The organism is Escherichia sp. WS547, assembly GCF_046486065.1.
Taxonomy (GTDB): domain Bacteria; phylum Pseudomonadota; class Gammaproteobacteria; order Enterobacterales; family Enterobacteriaceae; genus Escherichia; species Escherichia coli.
Genome location: NZ_JBJQMA010000031.1, coordinates 1 through 16,847, shown reverse-complemented (window position 1 = coordinate 16,847; position 16,847 = coordinate 1). Strand labels below are relative to the sequence as shown.

Sequence of the window (16,847 nt, the reverse complement as noted above, 5' to 3'; positions counted from 1 at the left end):
TTGCTATTTGCATTTAAAATCGAGGCCTGGTTTTTCTACTGAAATGATTATGACTTCAATGACCCTTGATTTACCTCGCCGCTTCCCCTGGCCGACGTTACTTTCGGTCTGCATTCATGGTGCTGTTGTGGCGGGTCTGCTCTATACCTCGGTACATCAGGTTATTGAACTACCTGCGCCTGCGCAGCCAATTTCTGTCACGATGGTTGCGCCTGCGGATCTCGAACCGCCACAAGCCGTTCAGCCGCCACCGGAGCCGGTGGTAGAGCCAGAACCGGAACCTGAGCCGATCCCCGAACCGCCAAAAGAAGCACCGGTGGTCATTGAAAAGCCGAAGCCGAAGCCGAAACCTAAGCCAAAACCGAAGCCGGTGAAAAAGGTACAGGAGCAGCCAAAACGCGATGTCAAACCCGTAGAGTCGCGTCCGGCATCACCGTTTGAAAATACGGCACCCGCGCGCCCGACATCAAGTACGGCAACGGCTGCAACCAGCAAGCCGGTTACCAGTGTGGCTTCAGGACCACGCGCATTAAGCCGCAATCAGCCGCAGTATCCGGCACGAGCACAGGCATTGCGCATTGAAGGGCAGGTTAAAGTTAAATTTGATGTCACGCCGGATGGTCGCGTGGATAACGTGCAAATCCTCTCAGCCAAGCCTGCGAACATGTTTGAGCGTGAGGTGAAAAATGCGATGCGCAGATGGCGTTATGAGCCGGGTAAGCCAGGCAGTGGGATTGTGGTGAATATCCTGTTTAAAATTAACGGCACCACCGAAATTCAGTAAGCAGAAAGTCAAAAGCCTCCGACCGGAGGCTTTTGATTATTACTCAACAGGTAAGGCGCGAGGTTTTCCTTCAGGATCAACCGCGACATACTTAAATAATGCTTCTGTCGCTTTATAGCGTTGCCCGATGGGTTCAGACGCGACTTTTTTCACCCACACTTCAATATTAATGCTGACCGATGTCGTCCCTTTCTGGACACAGCGTGCATAGCAGCACACCACATCGCCGACCGCAACCGGCCGTAAGAAAGTCATTCCTTCAACCCGCACAGTCACGACGCGACCGTGGGCAATTTCTTTCGCCAGAATAGCGCCGCCAATATCCATTTGTGACATTAACCAACCACCAAAGATGTCACCATTGGCATTGGTATCGGCGGGCATGGCTAAAGTACGTAAAACAAGATCGCCCTGAGGGACGTTATGTGTTGTAGACATGGTAAAACCGACTTAAAAGGAAAATCACAGGCGCGATGCTACTATGATTTTCCTGAGGAGAACAGAGGAGATACAGCGCCAGCCCCGAAGGACTGGCAGTCTGGTTAGGATTTATCTTCCTGCGGCATGTGGCGGTAGATATAGATACCGCTTAACAATGTGAAGATTAAGGTAAGGGCGGTCAGGCCAAAGACTTTAAAGTTGACCCAAATATTTTGCGGCAGCCAGAATGCGATGTAGATGTTTGCCAGACCGCAAAGGATAAAGAAAACAGCCCAGGCCAGATTCAGCTTCGACCATACCGGTTGCGGCAGCGTGAGTTCTTTACCCAGCATCCGCTGAATTAGCGGCTTTTTCATCACCCATTGGCTGACTAACAGGGCTCCCGCAAACAGAGCATAAATGACTGTAACCTTCCATTTAATAAACTCATCATTGTGGAAGAACAGCGTCAAGCCACCGAAGACGACCACCAGAACAAAAGTGATCAGGGCCATCTTCTCAACCTTACGAAAGCGAACCCAGCTATATATAAGCACAATCGCCGTGGCGACGATCAGCGCCGCAGTAGCCGCATAGATGTCATAAATCTTGTAAAACGCGAAAAAGACAACCAGCGGTAAAAAATCAAGAAACTGCTTCATTTTACGATTCCGTAATCAAATGCTTAAGGTTATTGGCGAATCAACATATACAGGCGGAACAGATAGATGAGCAGTACGGCTGAAATCAGGTTGCTCAAGGTGTTCGCCAGTACGGCACCAATTTCCGGGGTTAATGCGGCAAAAGAAGAGGCAAAAAGCAGCAACAGTGTCTTTGCCAGCAACCAGCTCAGTACTGCGGGTGCCACCAGACGCATATTCGCCCAGGTCAGGCGCATGCTGCTTCGCATCGAGGCAAAAATGCCCATTTTGTCCTGTACCAACATCACCGGTGCCAGGGCCAATAAAATGGCCATGATAATTCCCGGAACGACCACCAGCATGATGCCAATCTGTACTAAAAGGGTAGTCAGAAAAATCAGAATAAATAACTTGGGCAATATCGGCGCACTGGCACCAATAGCTCGCAGCGCACTGACTCTCTGACCCGCAGACACCAGCTGGATAATTAATATTACGCCTCCGGCGAGAATGGCGTTACCGATTAATCCTGAAAAAGTGGACGCCGCTGAAGCCTGCAGCAAAATTTGTTGCTGTTCCGGTGACATATTCTGAACCAGGTCGAACAACCCACTACTGCCGCTAACGGGCACGCCGTCATTGAGCTGCGCAAGCTGTGCATCACTGGGTGAGAAAACATGCCCTAACACCACTGTGATAAACGCACATAGCAACGATACCAACAGAATGGTCATAAATTGATTACGGAAGAAATTTCCGGTGTCACGGTATACGGACTGCGCCGTGATAGACATGCACTCTCCTTGAGTTTTATGCAGGTGTTAATTAGCGGGCAATTGTACCCTGGTTAAGCCTCGGGTGGCAGCATCAGGTCTTGTATGGAAAAGCATATCTTTGTAAAGCGGAGGTAATTGCTGGCCTTCAGGCGTGGGCAAACCGCGGCAAGTGGCGAACGAGTTAATATTTGCGTAGCGAAAATATTTAAAAATTGATTTAAATCACATTAACCAGGATTCTCAATGCAACTTCTAAATTAATCCAGATCAATAAATGGTGAATTATCATATGTAATGTGATCTATGTAGGATCATTTGTTACTCCAATGTAGGTATATTCGTCACGTTTTTATAACCATAACGACGGAGCGGATATGAAAAAGTTAACAGTGGCGGCTTTGGCAGTAACAACTCTTCTCTCTGGCAGTGCCTATGCGCATGAAGCAGGCGAATTTTTTATGCGTGCAGGGTCTGCAACCGTACGTCCAACAGAAGGTGCTGGTGGTACGTTAGGAAGTCTGGGTGGATTCAGCGTGACCAATAACACGCAACTGGGCCTGACGTTTACTTATATGGCGACCGATAACATTGGTGTGGAATTGCTGGCAGCGACGCCGTTCCGCCATAAAATCGGCACCCGGGCGACCGGCGATATTGCAACCGTTCATCATCTGCCGCCAACACTGATGGCGCAGTGGTATTTTGGTGATGCCAGCAGCAAATTCCGTCCTTACGTTGGTGCAGGTATTAACTACACCACCTTCTTTGATAATGGATTTAACGATCATGGCAAAGAGGCGGGGCTTTCCGATCTCAGTCTGAAAGACTCCTGGGGAGCTGCCGGGCAGGTGGGGGTTGATTATCTGATTAACCGTGACTGGTTGGTTAACATGTCAGTCTGGTACATGGATATCGATACCACTGCCAATTATAAACTGGGCGGTGCACAGCAACACGATAGCGTACGCCTCGATCCGTGGGTGTTTATGTTCTCAGCAGGATATCGTTTTTAATTCCGCACAAAAATGACCCCGTAATTACGGGGTCAATAAGGACATGGTATAAAGGGTATTATTTCTTCGCTTCCACGCCATCAGTTTCAGAGCGAATTAAGAATTTCTCAGTTGTTTGCGGAATATGCTGAATTAGCCAGTCGGCCATGTGCTTTTCCTCATTTAAAATCGCTTCGATAATCGGAATTGAGGCTGTATCACCGGCATTTTTTGCTGCTGCTAAGAGTGAGGTATAACAGGCGATTTCAAATTGCTCGAAGACATATCCGCTAATAGAGCCTTTGACTATTTCATCAGAAGGGAATATACCACCGATTGACTGTCCAAGCGCAGCCATTTTACTCATGGAATCTTTAATGACTGAACGTGAAATGTCATTACGATCAAGAATAGTTTCCAGTTGAACAATCTGGTTTTTGGTTTCACTAAGATGTTGTTCAATACGAGCGCGTAGTTCAGGATAATTATCTATACGACTGGCCATGGATTCAAGCATAGATTCGGCTTGCTTTTCCATTGCGTGGGCGTCACGTAACCAGTCATGATAATGTTCAATACGATTCATGAAAATGTCCTCTTTATAAAATGACTAAAAGTTAAAGTTCATATTTCAGGCTTTATTTTCGGCTTTCTTATTTACGTTATTAAGGGCCAGATCAGTCAGTTTGATGTCTGTGGCCTTTTCTTCTTCCAAAGTTTCTTTCAGAAGCTTCGCTGCTTTACGGTAACCTAATTGTTCAGCCAGCGTCGCTAAGGTCCCGTAACTGGCGATCTCATAGTGCTCGACTTTCTGTGCAGCGGCAATTAGTGCGGCATCACGTACTTCGTTTTTCTCGGTGCTTTCGATAACCTCATTAGCTTCTTCAATGAGACCTTCCATTGCCACACATTTCATGCGCTTAATTTTCAGGTTCGATTCAGATTCCACAACTTGATCAATTCGTTCAATCTGTCCATGAGTTTCCTCGAGGTGCGCATGAAAAGCCTGACTTAATTTTTCGTTTGATGTTGCTCTAGCGAGTTTTGCCAGTGCACGGGTTAATTGTTTTTCTGCGCTGTAGGTATCTGAAAGCAGGTGAATAAATACATCTTCAATGGTCTTCATATTCATATTTTTCTCCAGTGGAATCACTGCGAGCCATACGGCCCGCAGATGAAATTATCTTTATCAGCTGATATTAATAATTAACGGTGAATCAGGATTTGCCTGATTTATTACCACCGCTTTGTTGACCGCCTTTTTTACCCGCTTCAGATGCGCGTTGCGGATCATTTTTAAAATTACCGCCGCTATGCTGACCGCCTTTACGGCCTGCGTCGGATGCCTTCTCACGGTCTTCGGCGAAATTTCCTGAACCACCACGATGTTCGGCCATGTTATTTCTCCCGTTGCGTTGCATTGTTTGATTAATATGAGTGTTGTGTGTCGACACTCATTAAAATTAGTCGCTAATGAGAATTAGTCAAATTAAGCGTAACGAGAAGAAAGTGGGAAAATATATTATGAGGAACGTTCTGGATATATTAACAATTGCCTGAGGAATAAGTGACTTAGAGAAAATTATTTATTTTACTGGTGTTATGTTGCGGGATTAATTTGTTTGATTATATTACTGTTGGGCGGAAAAATAACGTAAGTTGACGTTCGACAGGGGTAAGCGAAACGGTAAAAAGATAAATATAAAATGAATTTAGGATTTTTCCGGCTTCGTTAAAGAAAGTTAAAATGCCGCCAGCGGTACTGGCGGCTGTGGGATTAACTGCGCGTCGCCGCTTTCATCGGTTGTACAAAAGCTTTCAGTGCCGCCAGCATTTTCTCTGGCTCATTAATATGTTGCTCGATGATTTTAACAATGGCCGAACCAGAAATCGCGCCCGCAGCTCCTGCATCAATCGCTGCTTTTACCTGATCCGGGGCGGAAATACCAAAGCCCTGCAATGGAGGCGCAGCATTGTACTCTTTCAGCTTCGTGACCAGATGATTGAGGGGTAACGCGGCGCGGTTTTCTGCGCCGGTCACGCCCGCACGTGACAATAAATAGGTGTATCCACGACCGTAGGAGGCTATCTGGCGCAGCAAATCATCGTCGGCATTCGGCGGGCAAATAAAGATAGGTGCGACATTATGACGCAACGCGGCCTGGCGGAAGGGAGCGGACTCTTCCACTGGCACATCGGCAACCAGCACCGAATCGACGCCGACTTTCTCGCACTGGGCATAAAACTCATCAATGCCTTTGTTAAACACCAGGTTGGCATACATCAAAAGGCCGATGGGAATGGTCGGGTGCTTCTGGCGAATCAGTGCCAGCATCTCAAAGCACTGTGCCGGGGTCACACCTGCCGCAAAGGCACGCAGTGTGGCGTTTTGAATCGTCGGGCCATCCGCCAGTGGGTCGGAGAAGGGGATACCTAACTCCAGCGCGTCAGCACCGGCTTCAATTAGCGTGTCGATAATTTTCAGCGACTGCTCAATGCCCGGATCACCGAGCGTGACGAAAGGAACGAATGCGCCTTCTTTGCGCTCCTTCAACTGGGCAAACAGAGATTCGTAGCGTTCCATCAGATTTCCCCTCGTGCTTTCAAAATATCGTGAACGGTGAAGATGTCTTTATCGCCGCGACCGGAAAGGTTAACCACCAGTAGCTGCTCTTTTTCCGGGTTTTCGCGCATCATTTTCAGCGCATGGGCCAGGGCGTGGGAGGATTCTAGCGCCGGGATGATCCCTTCGTGCAGGCACAGCGTTTTGAAGGCTTCCAGTGCTTCATCATCGGTAATTGACACGTAATCAGCGCGTCCAGTGCTGTTAAGATACGCGTGTTGTGGGCCGACAGACGGGAAATCCAGTCCGGCGGAGATGGAGTAAGATTCTTCAATCTGTCCGTCTTCGGTTTGCATCATCGGCGCTTTCATACCGAAATAGATGCCCACGCGACCGTGTTTTAACGGTGCGCCGTGCTCGCCAGTTTCGATACCGTGACCGCCTGGTTCGACACCAATCAGGCCGACGTCGGTTTCGTTGATAAAATCAGCAAACATGCCGATGGCATTCGAACCGCCGCCAACACAGGCGATAACCGCATCCGGCAGGCGACCTTCTCTTTCCAGAATCTGCGCTTTCGTTTCTTCGCCAATCATTCGCTGAAACTCACGCACAATGGTCGGGTAAGGATGCGGGCCAGCCGCGGTGCCCAGCATATAGTGCGCGGTTTCATAACTGCCGGACCAGTCGCGTAGCGCCTCATTACAGGCATCTTTCAGCGTCGCGGAACCGCTATGCACCGGGATCACTTCCGCACCCATTAAGCGCATACGAAAAACGTTAGGCGACTGGCGCTCGACGTCTTTGGCACCCATATAAATGCGACATTTCAGGCCGAGCAGGGCGCTGGCAAGGGCCGACGCCACGCCATGCTGACCGGCTCCGGTTTCGGCGATGATTTCCGTTTTACCCATCCGCTTCGCCAGCAACGCCTGGCCGAGCACCTGGTTGGTTTTATGCGCGCCGCCGTGCAGCAAATCTTCGCGCTTCAGATACAGCGTGGTGTTCGTGCCAGCCGTAATGTTCTGGCATTTGGTCAGCGCGGTTGGACGCCCGGCATAGTTTTTCAGCAGGTCGTTGAACTGAGCCTGAAATTCAGGATCTTTTTGCGCACTGACAAAAGCTTCTTCCAGCTGGCGCAGAGCAGGCATCAGGATTTGTGGCACGTACATGCCGCCAAACTCACCAAAATAGGGGTTAAGTAATGTTGTCATTGTTCCTTTCCTTAATATGCGCGCAGCGTCTGGAAAACCGAGGCCAAAAGACGTGCGTCTTTGATGCCCGGTTGCGACTCTACAGCAGAATTAAAATCAAGTCCGGCGCAGCCGGTTTGTGCCGCTTCCACGCAGTTATCTGCGCCTAAGCCCCCCGCCAGCAGAACGTTGCCAAGCGATTGACCGTTTAACAGTGACCAGTCGAAACGTTGCCCGCTTCCACCCTGGCCGTTGTCTAAAACATATTTATCAACGTGCTGAAGCTCGCGGGCTGGCAGGGTTTCACCGACGCTTAATGCTTTCCAGATGGCAACGTTTTCAGGCAGCGCACCACGCAGCGTATCGATATACAGCTGATCTTCATTACCATGCAGTTGCACTGCTGCCAGCGATAACACCTTAGCTTTGTCCACCACATCGGCAATATCGTGATTGCGGAACACGCCAACATACTGCAACGGTGCCGCAGCCATCACTTCCTGCGCCTGTTCAACGTTGACGCAACGCGGTGACGTCGCAACAAAAATCAACCCACCGTAAATTGCGCCCGCGTCATAAGCTGCTTTAGCATCTTGCCCACGCGTCAGGCCACATACTTTATTCTCACCCAGCAACACCCGGCGCACGGCGGCGTGCAAATCGTCATGGGCCATCAACGCCGAACCAATCAGAAAACCGTTAGCGAAGTGGCTTAACTCGCGCACCTGAGCGTAAGTATTGATGCCGGATTCGCTGATTACCGTAACGTTGTGCCCCAGTTTCGGCGCAAGCTCGCGGGTACGGTTGAGATCAATCGACAAATCACGCAGATCGCGGTTGTTGATGCCAACGACCTTTGCCCCCAATGCAATGGCACGCTCCAGTTCCTCTTCATTACTGACTTCGGTCAGCACACCCATCTCCAGACTGTGGGCGACGGCGGCAAGCTGGCGATATTGTTCGTCATCAAGTACTGAAAGCATTAATAAGCAGGCATCGGCCTGGTAATAGCGCGCCAGATAGATCTGGTAAGGGTCGATTATGAAGTCTTTACATAAAATCGGCTGCGGGGCGATTTGACTGACGATGGGGAGGAAATCAAAGCTCCCCTGAAAATATTTCTCATCAGTCAGCACCGAAATTGCCGAAGCGTAATGTTTATAAATGGCGGCAATGCGTGCCGGATCGAAATCATCACGGATCACGCCTTTTGACGGCGACGCTTTTTTACACTCCAGAATAAACGCCGTGCGTGCGCCCTGAAGTGCATCATAAAAATGTCGCGTGCTCGGCTGAACCACATTCTGAAAACTGGCCAGCGGTTGCTGTTCTTTGCGGGTTTCCACCCAAATCGCCTTGTCTGCGACGATTTTCGCTAAAACGGTTTGCATCATTTACCCTCGTGCCGCCAGTGCGGTGACTCTGTCGTAAGCGGAACCACTGCGCAGTACCTCAAGAACGGTTTGCGCATTGGCTTGCAGATCTTCATGGCCATGCAGGCGCATTAACATGGCGACATTCGCCGCGACGGCTGCTTCATGGGCGGCGTCGCCTTTACCTTGTAACAAGCGTGTTAAAATGTCACGGTTTTCTTCCGGTGTTCCGCCTGCCAGTTGCTCCTGGTGGTAGGGTGTCAGGCCAAAATCTTCAGCGGTCAATTGATAGCTCTTAATTTCGCCGTCATGCAGTTCGGCAACGATTGTCGGTGCGTGTAATGAAACTTCATCCATCCCACCGCTGTGCACTACCGCCGCGCGTTGATACCCCAGCACGCGCAAGGTTTCGGCAATCGGCAGCACCAGTTCCGGGCTGTAGACACCAATTAACGCCAGCGGAGGATGCGCCGGGTTAATCAATGGTCCCAGCACGTTGAACAGGGTGCGGGTTTTTAGTTGCTGGCGAACCGGCATCGCGTGGCGGAATCCGGTGTGATATTTCGGCGCAAAGAGGAAACAGACGCCTAACTCATCCAGCGCCTGGCGCGATTTATCGGCGTTCATATCAAGATTAATACCGAATGCCGCCAGCAGATCCGACGAACCGGATTTACTGGAGACACTACGGTTGCCGTGTTTCGCCACTTTCAGCCCACAGGCCGCGGCGACAAACGCACTGGCGGTAGAAATATTGATGCTGTTACTGCCGTCACCGCCAGTACCGACGATATCAGCAAACAGATAATCCGGGCGCGGGAACGGCGCGGCGTTTTCCAGTAGCGCGGTTGCTGCTCCGGCGATCTCGTTCGGGTGCTCGCCGCGAATTTTCATGCTCACCAGCGCCGCCGCCAGTTGTTCCGGTTTCAGTTCGCCACGTACCACCGCTGAAAACAGCTGGTGGCTTTCTTGTTGGCTAAGCGTCTGCGCCTGATAAAGTTTTTCCAGAATCGGTTGCAGCGTGTTAGTCGGTTCCAGTTTCTGCTGCGCCCAGGCCAATGTTTGTTCCAGCAGGCGAGCGCCCTGGGTAGTAAGAATGGATTCCGGATGGAACTGGAATCCACAAACGCGATCTGCATCGTGACGCACCGCCATCACCATGCCATTAAAATGGGCGTTGATGGTTAAACCGGCCGGAATGTTACTGCCAACCAGCGAGTGATAACGCGCCACTGGCAGCGGGTTTGTTAATCCGGCAAACATCGCCTGACCGTCATGTTCAATGCTGGAGGCTTTACCGTGAAGAATTTCGCCCGCCTGACCGACATACCCCCCATAAGCTTCGACAATCGCCTGATGACCGAGGCAAATGCCAATAATTGGCAGCTTGCCACGCAAGCGGGTGAGGAGTTCCGGCATACAACCGGCTTCGCTTGGCACACCGGGGCCAGGAGAAAGCATCAGCACCGGATTGCTCATTGTCGCCAGGCGTTCAATTAAGGTCTGCGCCGGAATATGGTTGCGGTAAATCACCACGTTATGACCATTGCTGCGCAACTGATCTGCCAGGTTGTAAGTAAAAGAGTCGATATTATCGAGCAGCAGAATGTCAGCCATCAGAACGTCTCCTGTGCATGATGCGCGGTGGCAATAGCGCGCAGTACAGCGCGGGCTTTATTACGTGTTTCGTCGGCTTCCGACTGCGGAACAGAATCAAGTACCACGCCAGCACCGGCTTGCACGGTGGCGATACCGTTTTCCACCAGCGCCGAGCGGATCACTATGCAGGTGTCGAGATCGCCATGCGCGGTGAAATAACCTACCGCGCCGCCGTAGCTGCCGCGGCGACGACCTTCCGCCCCGGCAATTAACTGCATGGCGCGCACTTTCGGCGCGCCGCTTAACGTGCCCATATTCATACAGGCGCGGTAAGCGTGCAGGGCGTCGAGATCGTGGCGCAGCTCACCGACCACGCGGGAGACGAGATGCATCACATAAGAATAACGGTCAACTTTGGTGAGATCGGCGACATAGCGACTGCCGGGGGTGCAAATACGCGCCAGGTCATTACGGGCGAGATCCACCAGCATCAGATGTTCAGAAAGCTCTTTATGATCGGTACGCATTTCCAGTTCGATGCGGCTGTCGAGGTCTCTGTCCAGCGAACCATCGGCACGACGACCGCGTGGACGTGTTCCGGCAATGGGGTAGATCTCAATCTGGCGGCTGGTGGCGTCATACTTGAGCGAGCTCTCCGGCGACGCGCCAAACAGGGTGAAATCATTATCCTGCATAAAAAACATATACGGGCTGGGATTACTCTTTTTCAGCACGTAATAGGCCGCCAGCGGTGACGGGCAGGGCAGAGAGAAACGGCGAGATGGCACCACCTGGAAAATTTCTCCGGCGCGAATCGCTTTTTGCAACAAACGCACTACGCCACCGAACTCTTCATCGCTCTGGTTACATTCACAATGCATATGCGGCACGGAAACCACCGGCAGCGGTGGCGCGGTTTCGGTCAGCTGCTGGCGAAGATCGTTCAGGCGAGCAGTGAGACGTTGTTTTTCTTCTTCATTCGGAGCAAAAAGACTGGCCTGAATGCGGGTGCTTTTTTTCTGATGGTCAATCACCATCAGCGTTTCAGCGAGATAAAAACAGAAATCAGGGCAGTTATTTTCCGCTGACAGTTGCGGTAAATCTTCAAACCCCGCCACAAGGTCATAAGAGAACAGGCCGCCGAAGAACATTGCTTCTCGTTCTTCCTTCGGTACATTCAACAGATTCTGCAATAAGCGGAAAGCGTCAAAAACCGAAAGGGAGCATAAGCGGGCGTCTTCATCCAGCAGTGGACTGACAGGGGGGAAGCGCAGCACACGGCAGTTTGGTGATTGTTCATTTTCCACACCCGCAGGCAGGGCGTTATCCAGTAGTGCCAACAGGGCTTCGCCATTGCCGGAAAGTGCCTGAATTGTGACAGTGTCACCTAATGCTGTAATGCGCAGCGCACTGTCTACCAGCAGCAGGCTTTTTAAATCATCTTTGCTGTCGATATCTGCGGATTCCAGCAGCAGCGTTGCTGGACGATTCCCACACAACTGGTGAAAAAGCGCAGTCGGGTTGTCGCGATAAGCGCCTTCGCAGGTTAGCAGTTCAAGAGTCGGTTTTTGTGTTTGCATTGTTATTCTCTAATTTTGTTCAAAAAAAAGCCCGCTCATCAGGCGGGCTGGGTATCTGATTGCTTTACGCATGGTGAATACACTGCCCGTTTCAGGAAGTGCGCCACCAACCTTTCAGTACGAAAATTGCTTTCATTGTCGATACCCTTTTTACGTGAACTTGCGTACTAGTTAACTAGTTCAATGATTAATTGTCAACAGCTCATTTCAGAATATTTGCCAGAACCGTTATGATGTCGGCGCAAAAAACATTATCCAGAACGGGAGTGCGCCTTGAGCGACACGAATTACGCAGTGATTTACGACCTGCACAGCCATACCACAGCTTCCGATGGCTGCCTGACGCCAGAAGCATTGGTGCACCGTGCAGTCGAGATGCGCGTTGGCACCCTGGCGATCACCGACCATGACACCACAGCTGCAATCTCACCAGCAAGAGAGGAAATTTCACGTTCGGGACTGGCGCTGAATCTTATTCCCGGCGTGGAAATTTCCACGGTCTGGGAAAATCATGAAATTCATATTGTCGGGCTGAATATTGATATTACTCATCCGCTAATGTGTGAGTTCCTCGCGCAGCAGACAGAACGGCGCAATCAGCGGGCGCAGCTGATTGCCGAAAGACTTGAAAAAGCGCAAATACCTGGGGCACTGGAAGGCGCGCAACGACTGGCGCAGGGCGGTGCGGTGACGCGCGGTCATTTTGCGCGTTTCCTTGTGGAGTGCGGCAAAGCCAGTTCAATGGCGGATGTCTTTAAAAAATATCTGGCGCGCGGGAAAACCGGATACGTTCCGCCACAGTGGTGTACAATAGAACAAGCTATTGATGTCATTCATCATTCTGGCGGTAAGGCGGTGCTAGCTCATCCTGGGCGGTACAATCTTAGTGCTAAATGGCTGAAAAGATTGGTTGCGCATTTTGCCGAACACCACGGCGACGCGATGGAAGTCGCGCAGTGCCAGCAATCGCCCAATGAACGCACCCAGCTGGCGACACTTGCGCGTCAGCATCATTTATGGGCATCACAAGGATCTGATTTTCATCAGCCATGCCCGTGGATCGAACTGGGTCGTAAACTCTGGCTGCCCGCAGGCGTTGAAGGCGTCTGGCAGCTATGGGAACAGCCGCAGAACACCACAGAGAGGGAATTATGAGCCAGTTTTTTTATATTCATCCTGATAATCCGCAGCAACGTCTGATCAACCAGGCGGTGGAGATCGTGCGTAAAGGCGGGGTGATTGTTTATCCAACCGATTCCGGCTATGCGCTCGGCTGTAAAATTGAAGATAAAAACGCCATGGAGCGTATTTGTCGAATTCGCCAGCTGCCGGACGGTCACAACTTTACCCTGATGTGTCGCGATCTTTCTGAGCTCTCGACCTATTCATTCGTGGATAACGTTGCGTTTCGTTTGATGAAAAACAACACGCCGGGCAACTACACCTTCATCCTGAAAGGGACGAAGGAGGTGCCACGCCGTCTGTTGCAGGAAAAACGCAAAACCATCGGTATGCGTGTGCCTTCTAACCCGATTGCGCAGGCGTTGCTTGAAGCACTGGGCGAACCGATGCTTTCCACTTCGCTAATGCTGCCAGGCAGCGAATTTACCGAATCCGATCCGGAAGAAATTAAAGACCGTCTGGAAAAACAGGTGGACTTGATTATTCACGGCGGCTATCTCGGGCAGAAACCAACAACGGTTATTGATCTTACTGATGATACGCCGGTCGTGGTGCGTGAAGGCGTAGGTGATGTGAAGCCTTTCTTATAACAAATTGCGTTCCACGGATGGAAGACTATGGCAGGGATATATCGCTGCATTTTGCTGTTGATAGTTGGGCTTTTTTTCTCTTCGTTGAGTTATCCGAAAAACACGGAGATCCCTTTTTATGAAGAAGGGATCTCGCTCTTTGATGTTGAAGCCACTCTGCAACCGGATGGGGGGCTCGACATCAAAGAAAATATTCATTTTCAGGCGCGAAATCAGCAGATTAAGCACGGATTTTATCGTGATTTACCACGACTCTGGATGCAGCCTGATGGGGACGCTGCACTGCTGAACTATCATATTGTTGGCGTCACCCGTGATGGTGTTCCTGAACCCTGGCATCTTGACTGGCATATCGGTTTAATGAGTATCGTCGTGGGCGATAAACAACGTTTCTTGCCTCAAGGCGACTATCATTATCAAATTCATTATCAGGTTAAAAATGCTTTCCTGCGTGAGGGAGATTCAGATCTGTTAATCTGGAACGTGACCGGTAACCACTGGCCGTTTGAAATCTATAAGACCCGATTTTCACTCAAGTTCCCTGATATCGCGGGTAATCCATTTAGCGAAATCGATCTCTTTACTGGAGAAGAGGGCGACACATATCGAAATGGCCGCATCCTTGAGGACGGAAGAATTGAATCCCGCGATCCGTTTTATCGTGAAGATTTCACGGTACTCTACCGCTGGCCTCACGCTTTACTTAGCAATGCCCCGGCTCCACAAACGACGAATATTTTCAGCCATCTTCTTTTACCCTCCACGTCATCGTTGTTAATTTGGTTTCCGTGTCTATTCCTGGTTTGTGGATGGTTATATCTCTGGAAGCGCAGGCCGCAATTTACGCCGGTAGATGTGATTGAAACCGATGTCATTCCGCCAGATTACACGCCCGGCATGTTACGTCTCGATGCGAAGCTGGTTTACGACGATAAAGGTTTTTGTGCCGATATCGTAAATCTGATTGTGAAAGGCAAAATTCATCTGGAAGATCAGTATGATAAGAACCAGCAAATCCTGATTCGTGTTAATGAAGGCGCGACCAGAAATAATGCGGTATTACTGCCCGCAGAGCAGTTATTACTGGAAGCGTTATTTCGTAAAGGCGATAAGGTCGTTCTTACGGGGAGACGCAACAGAGTCTTACGCAGGGCATTTTTACGGATGCAGCAATTTTATCTGCCGCGTAAAAAGTCTTCGTTTTACCGACCTGATGCGTTTTTGCAATGGGGGGGAATGGCGATATTAGCGGTCATTCTCTACGGTAACCTGAGTCCCGTAGGCTGGGCAGGAATGAGTCTGGTGGGCGATATGTTTATTATGATCTGCTGGCTTCTTCCTTTTTTATTTTGTTCCCTTGAGCTTTTGTTTGCCCGCGATGATGACAAGCCTTGCGTTAATCGTGTAATCATCACTTTGTTTTTACCGCTGATTTGTTCAGGCGTGGCCTTTTATTCTCTCTATATCAATGTCGGAGATGTATTCTTTTACTGGTATATGCCAGCGGGTTATTTTAGCGCTGTTGTCCTGACCGGTTATCTCACTGGCATAGGGTATATTTTTCTGCCAAAGTTTACCCAAACTGGGCAGCAACGTTATGCCCACGGTGAAGCTATCGTTAACTATCTTGCGGGTAAAGAGGCAGCAACACACAGTGGGCGGCGGCGGAAAGGGGAAACACGGAAACTGGATTACGCGTTGTTAGGTTGGGCGGTCTCGGCAAACCTTGGCAGAGAATGGGCAGCACGTATCACCCCATCACTCACAGCGGCTGTTCGCGCCCCGGAAATTGCCCGTAGTGGCGTTTTATTCTCATTACAGACGCACCTGAGTTGCGGGGCCTATACCAGTTTGTTGGGGCGGAGCTATTCCGGTGGTGGTGCTGGTGGCGGAGGCGGCGGTGGCTGGTAATCAAGCTGATGTTAATCGAAACAAGCTTTAACCATAAAGATAGTGTAGTATGTTGCGCCTCAAAGCCAGGCCAGTTAAAACGTCGAGTCGTTTACTTAAGGCCTGAAGAGTTCAAACAGACTTTACTATCAGTGAGTCAGATGTAAGTTCTGACTCACTGTTGCACAAAAGCATATCAGACGCCTGGGAAGGCGACACCAAAAGGAAGCTCTATGAGCGAAAAGCTACAGAAAGTGCTGGCGCGTGCCGGCCACGGTTCTCGCCGTGAAATCGAATCTATTATTGAAGCCGGTCGTGTGAGTGTTGATGGCAAAATTGCTAAACTCGGCGATCGCGTTGAAATTACCCCTGGATTGAAAATCCGTATCGATGGTCACCTGATTTCGGTACGTGAGTCCGCTGAACAAATTTGTCGCGTTCTGGCCTATTACAAACCGGAAGGTGAGTTGTGTACCCGTAACGATCCGGAAGGGCGTCCAACGGTGTTTGACCGTCTGCCAAAGCTGCGTGGCGCACGCTGGATTGCCGTGGGTCGCCTGGACGTTAATACCTGTGGTCTGCTGCTGTTCACTACCGACGGTGAACTGGCAAACCGTTTAATGCATCCAAGCCGTGAAGTTGAACGTGAATATGCCGTGCGTGTATTTGGTCAGGTTGACGACACGAAACTGCGTGATTTGAGTCGTGGCGTGCAGCTGGAAGATGGTCCGGCAGCCTTTAAAACCATCAAGTTCAGCGGCGGCGAAGGGATCAACCAGTGGTACAACGTAACTCTGACCGAAGGCCGTAACCGTGAAGTTCGTCGTCTTTGGGAAGCGGTTGGTGTGCAGGTAAGCCGCCTGATCCGTGTTCGTTACGGTGATATCCCACTGCCGAAAGGTCTGCCACGCGGTGGCTGGACGGAGCTGGATCTCGCCCAGACTAACTATCTGCGCGAACTGGTGGAGCTACCGCCAGAAACCAGCTCTAAAGTCGCTGTAGAAAAAGACCGTCGTCGCATGAAGGCGAATCAGATTCGTCGTGCGGTGAAACGTCATAGCCAGGTGAGCGGTGGTCGCCGTTCTGGCGGACGTAATAATAACGGTTAATTTAAGATAAGTATAAAATAAAGGCCCTGCGGGGCCTTTTCTTCATTGTGCACAGAAAACCCCCAGCTAGGCTGGGGGTTCCGGAAAGCTTTCAGCTTTGAGCCAGTTATTAAAACCCCTTTTGATTTGTTAAAACACCTTGCGGTCTGGCAACT

Annotated in this window: 18 protein-coding genes, 1 pseudogene and 1 other annotated feature; of the genes and pseudogenes, 6 read left to right on the top strand and 13 right to left on the bottom strand. The window is 50.4% G+C overall.

Annotation, left to right across the window (positions count from 1 at the left end; translation table 11 throughout):
- Positions 1-58 precede the first annotated feature (58 nt).
- Positions 59-784 (top strand): TonB system transport protein TonB, encoded by a 726-nt coding sequence (tonB, locus tag ACJHWK_RS21415; RefSeq protein ID WP_001306569.1) that lies wholly within the window; start codon positions 59-61, stop codon positions 782-784.
- 39 nt (positions 785-823) lie between these two features.
- On the opposite strand, the gene yciA is transcribed toward tonB, so the two are convergent.
- From yciA to ACJHWK_RS21395, 4 genes and pseudogenes are all read right to left on the bottom strand, one after another.
- Positions 824-1,222 (bottom strand): acyl-CoA thioester hydrolase YciA, encoded by a 399-nt coding sequence (gene yciA, locus ACJHWK_RS21410; protein WP_000108160.1) that lies wholly within the window; start codon positions 1,220-1,222, stop codon positions 824-826.
- A 104-nt stretch (positions 1,223-1,326) separates the two neighbouring features.
- Positions 1,327-1,866: a septation protein A gene (locus ACJHWK_RS21405; protein WP_000808667.1), complete on the bottom strand. Its 540-nt coding sequence runs from the start codon at positions 1,864-1,866 to the stop codon at positions 1,327-1,329.
- Between the two features lie 29 nt (positions 1,867-1,895).
- Positions 1,896-2,639: a YciC family protein gene (locus tag ACJHWK_RS21400; RefSeq protein ID WP_000028541.1), complete on the bottom strand. Its 744-nt coding sequence runs from the start codon at positions 2,637-2,639 to the stop codon at positions 1,896-1,898.
- A gap of 27 nt (positions 2,640-2,666) precedes the next feature.
- Positions 2,667-2,756 (bottom strand): annotated as a pseudogene (locus ACJHWK_RS21395) (YkgJ family cysteine cluster protein); the annotation flags it as partial.
- A 239-nt stretch (positions 2,757-2,995) separates the two neighbouring features.
- Here ACJHWK_RS21395 and ompW point away from each other — a divergent pair.
- Positions 2,996-3,634 carry an outer membrane protein OmpW gene (gene ompW, locus ACJHWK_RS21390; protein WP_000737245.1) on the top strand — a complete coding sequence of 213 codons (639 nt, stop codon included), beginning with the start codon at positions 2,996-2,998 and terminating at the stop codon, positions 3,632-3,634.
- Positions 3,635-3,692: 58 nt separating this feature from the next.
- Here ompW and ACJHWK_RS21385 read toward each other — a convergent pair whose 3' ends face one another.
- From ACJHWK_RS21385 to trpL, 9 genes are all read right to left on the bottom strand, one after another.
- Positions 3,693-4,199 carry a ferritin-like domain-containing protein gene (locus ACJHWK_RS21385; RefSeq protein WP_001523116.1) on the bottom strand — a complete coding sequence of 169 codons (507 nt, stop codon included), beginning with the start codon at positions 4,197-4,199 and terminating at the stop codon, positions 3,693-3,695.
- A 45-nt stretch (positions 4,200-4,244) separates the two neighbouring features.
- Entirely contained in the window at positions 4,245-4,745 is a 501-nt protein-coding gene (locus ACJHWK_RS21380) for a ferritin-like domain-containing protein (protein ID WP_001056491.1), read from the bottom strand.
- An 85-nt stretch (positions 4,746-4,830) separates the two neighbouring features.
- Entirely contained in the window at positions 4,831-5,010 is a 180-nt protein-coding gene (locus ACJHWK_RS21375; protein WP_000807651.1) for a general stress protein, read from the bottom strand.
- A gap of 380 nt (positions 5,011-5,390) precedes the next feature.
- Positions 5,391-6,197, bottom strand: a complete 807-nt coding sequence (gene trpA, locus ACJHWK_RS21370; RefSeq protein ID WP_000443071.1) for a tryptophan synthase subunit alpha — start codon at positions 6,195-6,197, stop codon at positions 5,391-5,393.
- On the bottom strand, positions 6,197-7,390 hold the full coding sequence (trpB, locus tag ACJHWK_RS21365) for a tryptophan synthase subunit beta (protein ID WP_000209513.1): 1,194 nt from the start codon (positions 7,388-7,390) through the stop codon (positions 6,197-6,199). The genes trpA and trpB overlap by 1 nt, the downstream gene beginning before the upstream one ends.
- An 11-nt stretch (positions 7,391-7,401) precedes the next feature.
- A complete protein-coding gene (trpCF, locus tag ACJHWK_RS21360; protein WP_020233119.1) occupies positions 7,402-8,763 on the bottom strand; it encodes a bifunctional indole-3-glycerol-phosphate synthase TrpC/phosphoribosylanthranilate isomerase TrpF in 1,362 nt (453 codons plus the stop codon).
- The gene (gene trpD, locus ACJHWK_RS21355) at positions 8,764-10,359 is read right to left on the bottom strand and encodes a bifunctional anthranilate synthase glutamate amidotransferase component TrpG/anthranilate phosphoribosyltransferase TrpD (RefSeq protein WP_000763524.1); all 1,596 of its coding nucleotides are present in this window, start codon (positions 10,357-10,359) and stop codon (positions 8,764-8,766) included.
- A complete protein-coding gene (trpE, locus tag ACJHWK_RS21350) occupies positions 10,359-11,921 on the bottom strand; it encodes an anthranilate synthase component I (RefSeq protein WP_001194628.1) in 1,563 nt (520 codons plus the stop codon). Before trpE ends, trpD begins: the two co-directional genes overlap by 1 nt.
- A 21-nt stretch (positions 11,922-11,942) precedes the next feature.
- Positions 11,943-12,036 (bottom strand) — a sequence feature (Trp leader region).
- Positions 12,013-12,057, bottom strand: coding sequence for a trp operon leader peptide (trpL, locus tag ACJHWK_RS21345; RefSeq protein ID WP_001700591.1), 45 nt, complete (start codon positions 12,055-12,057; stop codon positions 12,013-12,015). It overlaps the preceding feature by 24 nt.
- Before the next feature lie 137 nt (positions 12,058-12,194).
- Here trpL and rnm point away from each other — a divergent pair, with 137 nt between their 5' ends.
- The 4 genes from rnm to rluB all read left to right on the top strand — a co-directional run bounded on the left by rnm (position 12,195) and on the right by rluB (position 16,692).
- Positions 12,195-13,076, top strand: a complete 882-nt coding sequence (gene rnm / locus ACJHWK_RS21340; protein WP_001285692.1) for an RNase RNM — start codon at positions 12,195-12,197, stop codon at positions 13,074-13,076.
- Positions 13,073-13,693, top strand: a complete 621-nt coding sequence (locus ACJHWK_RS21335; protein WP_001295575.1) for an L-threonylcarbamoyladenylate synthase — start codon at positions 13,073-13,075, stop codon at positions 13,691-13,693. The genes rnm and ACJHWK_RS21335 overlap by 4 nt, the downstream gene beginning before the upstream one ends.
- A 27-nt stretch (positions 13,694-13,720) precedes the next feature.
- Positions 13,721-15,604 carry a DUF2207 domain-containing protein gene (locus ACJHWK_RS21330; protein WP_021523068.1) on the top strand — a complete coding sequence of 628 codons (1,884 nt, stop codon included), beginning with the start codon at positions 13,721-13,723 and terminating at the stop codon, positions 15,602-15,604.
- 212 nt (positions 15,605-15,816) lie between these two features.
- Positions 15,817-16,692 (top strand): 23S rRNA pseudouridine(2605) synthase RluB, encoded by an 876-nt coding sequence (gene rluB / locus ACJHWK_RS21325; RefSeq protein WP_001291208.1) that lies wholly within the window; start codon positions 15,817-15,819, stop codon positions 16,690-16,692.
- The last annotated feature ends 155 nt before the right edge of the window (positions 16,693-16,847 follow it).

Excerpts from the sequence above, each read along its gene's own strand:
- tonB (WP_001306569.1), top strand. The coding sequence starts at position 59 with ATGACCCTTGATTTACCTCGCCGCTTCCCCTGGCCGACGTTACTTTCG.
- yciA (WP_000108160.1), bottom strand. The coding sequence starts at position 1,222 with ATGTCTACAACACATAACGTCCCTCAGGGCGATCTTGTTTTACGTACT.
- ACJHWK_RS21405 (WP_000808667.1), bottom strand. The coding sequence starts at position 1,866 with ATGAAGCAGTTTCTTGATTTTTTACCGCTGGTTGTCTTTTTCGCGTTT.
- ACJHWK_RS21400 (WP_000028541.1), bottom strand. The coding sequence starts at position 2,639 with ATGTCTATCACGGCGCAGTCCGTATACCGTGACACCGGAAATTTCTTC.
- ompW (WP_000737245.1), top strand. The coding sequence starts at position 2,996 with ATGAAAAAGTTAACAGTGGCGGCTTTGGCAGTAACAACTCTTCTCTCT.
- ACJHWK_RS21385 (WP_001523116.1), bottom strand. The coding sequence starts at position 4,199 with ATGAATCGTATTGAACATTATCATGACTGGTTACGTGACGCCCACGCA.
- ACJHWK_RS21380 (WP_001056491.1), bottom strand. The coding sequence starts at position 4,745 with ATGAATATGAAGACCATTGAAGATGTATTTATTCACCTGCTTTCAGAT.
- ACJHWK_RS21375 (WP_000807651.1), bottom strand. The coding sequence starts at position 5,010 with ATGGCCGAACATCGTGGTGGTTCAGGAAATTTCGCCGAAGACCGTGAG.
- trpA (WP_000443071.1), bottom strand. The coding sequence starts at position 6,197 with ATGGAACGCTACGAATCTCTGTTTGCCCAGTTGAAGGAGCGCAAAGAA.
- trpB (WP_000209513.1), bottom strand. The coding sequence starts at position 7,390 with ATGACAACATTACTTAACCCCTATTTTGGTGAGTTTGGCGGCATGTAC.
- trpCF (WP_020233119.1), bottom strand. The coding sequence starts at position 8,763 with ATGATGCAAACCGTTTTAGCGAAAATCGTCGCAGACAAGGCGATTTGG.
- trpD (WP_000763524.1), bottom strand. The coding sequence starts at position 10,359 with ATGGCTGACATTCTGCTGCTCGATAATATCGACTCTTTTACTTACAAC.
- trpE (WP_001194628.1), bottom strand. The coding sequence starts at position 11,921 with ATGCAAACACAAAAACCGACTCTTGAACTGCTAACCTGCGAAGGCGCT.
- ACJHWK_RS21335 (WP_001295575.1), top strand. The coding sequence starts at position 13,073 with ATGAGCCAGTTTTTTTATATTCATCCTGATAATCCGCAGCAACGTCTG.
- ACJHWK_RS21330 (WP_021523068.1), top strand. The coding sequence starts at position 13,721 with ATGGCAGGGATATATCGCTGCATTTTGCTGTTGATAGTTGGGCTTTTT.
- rluB (WP_001291208.1), top strand. The coding sequence starts at position 15,817 with ATGAGCGAAAAGCTACAGAAAGTGCTGGCGCGTGCCGGCCACGGTTCT.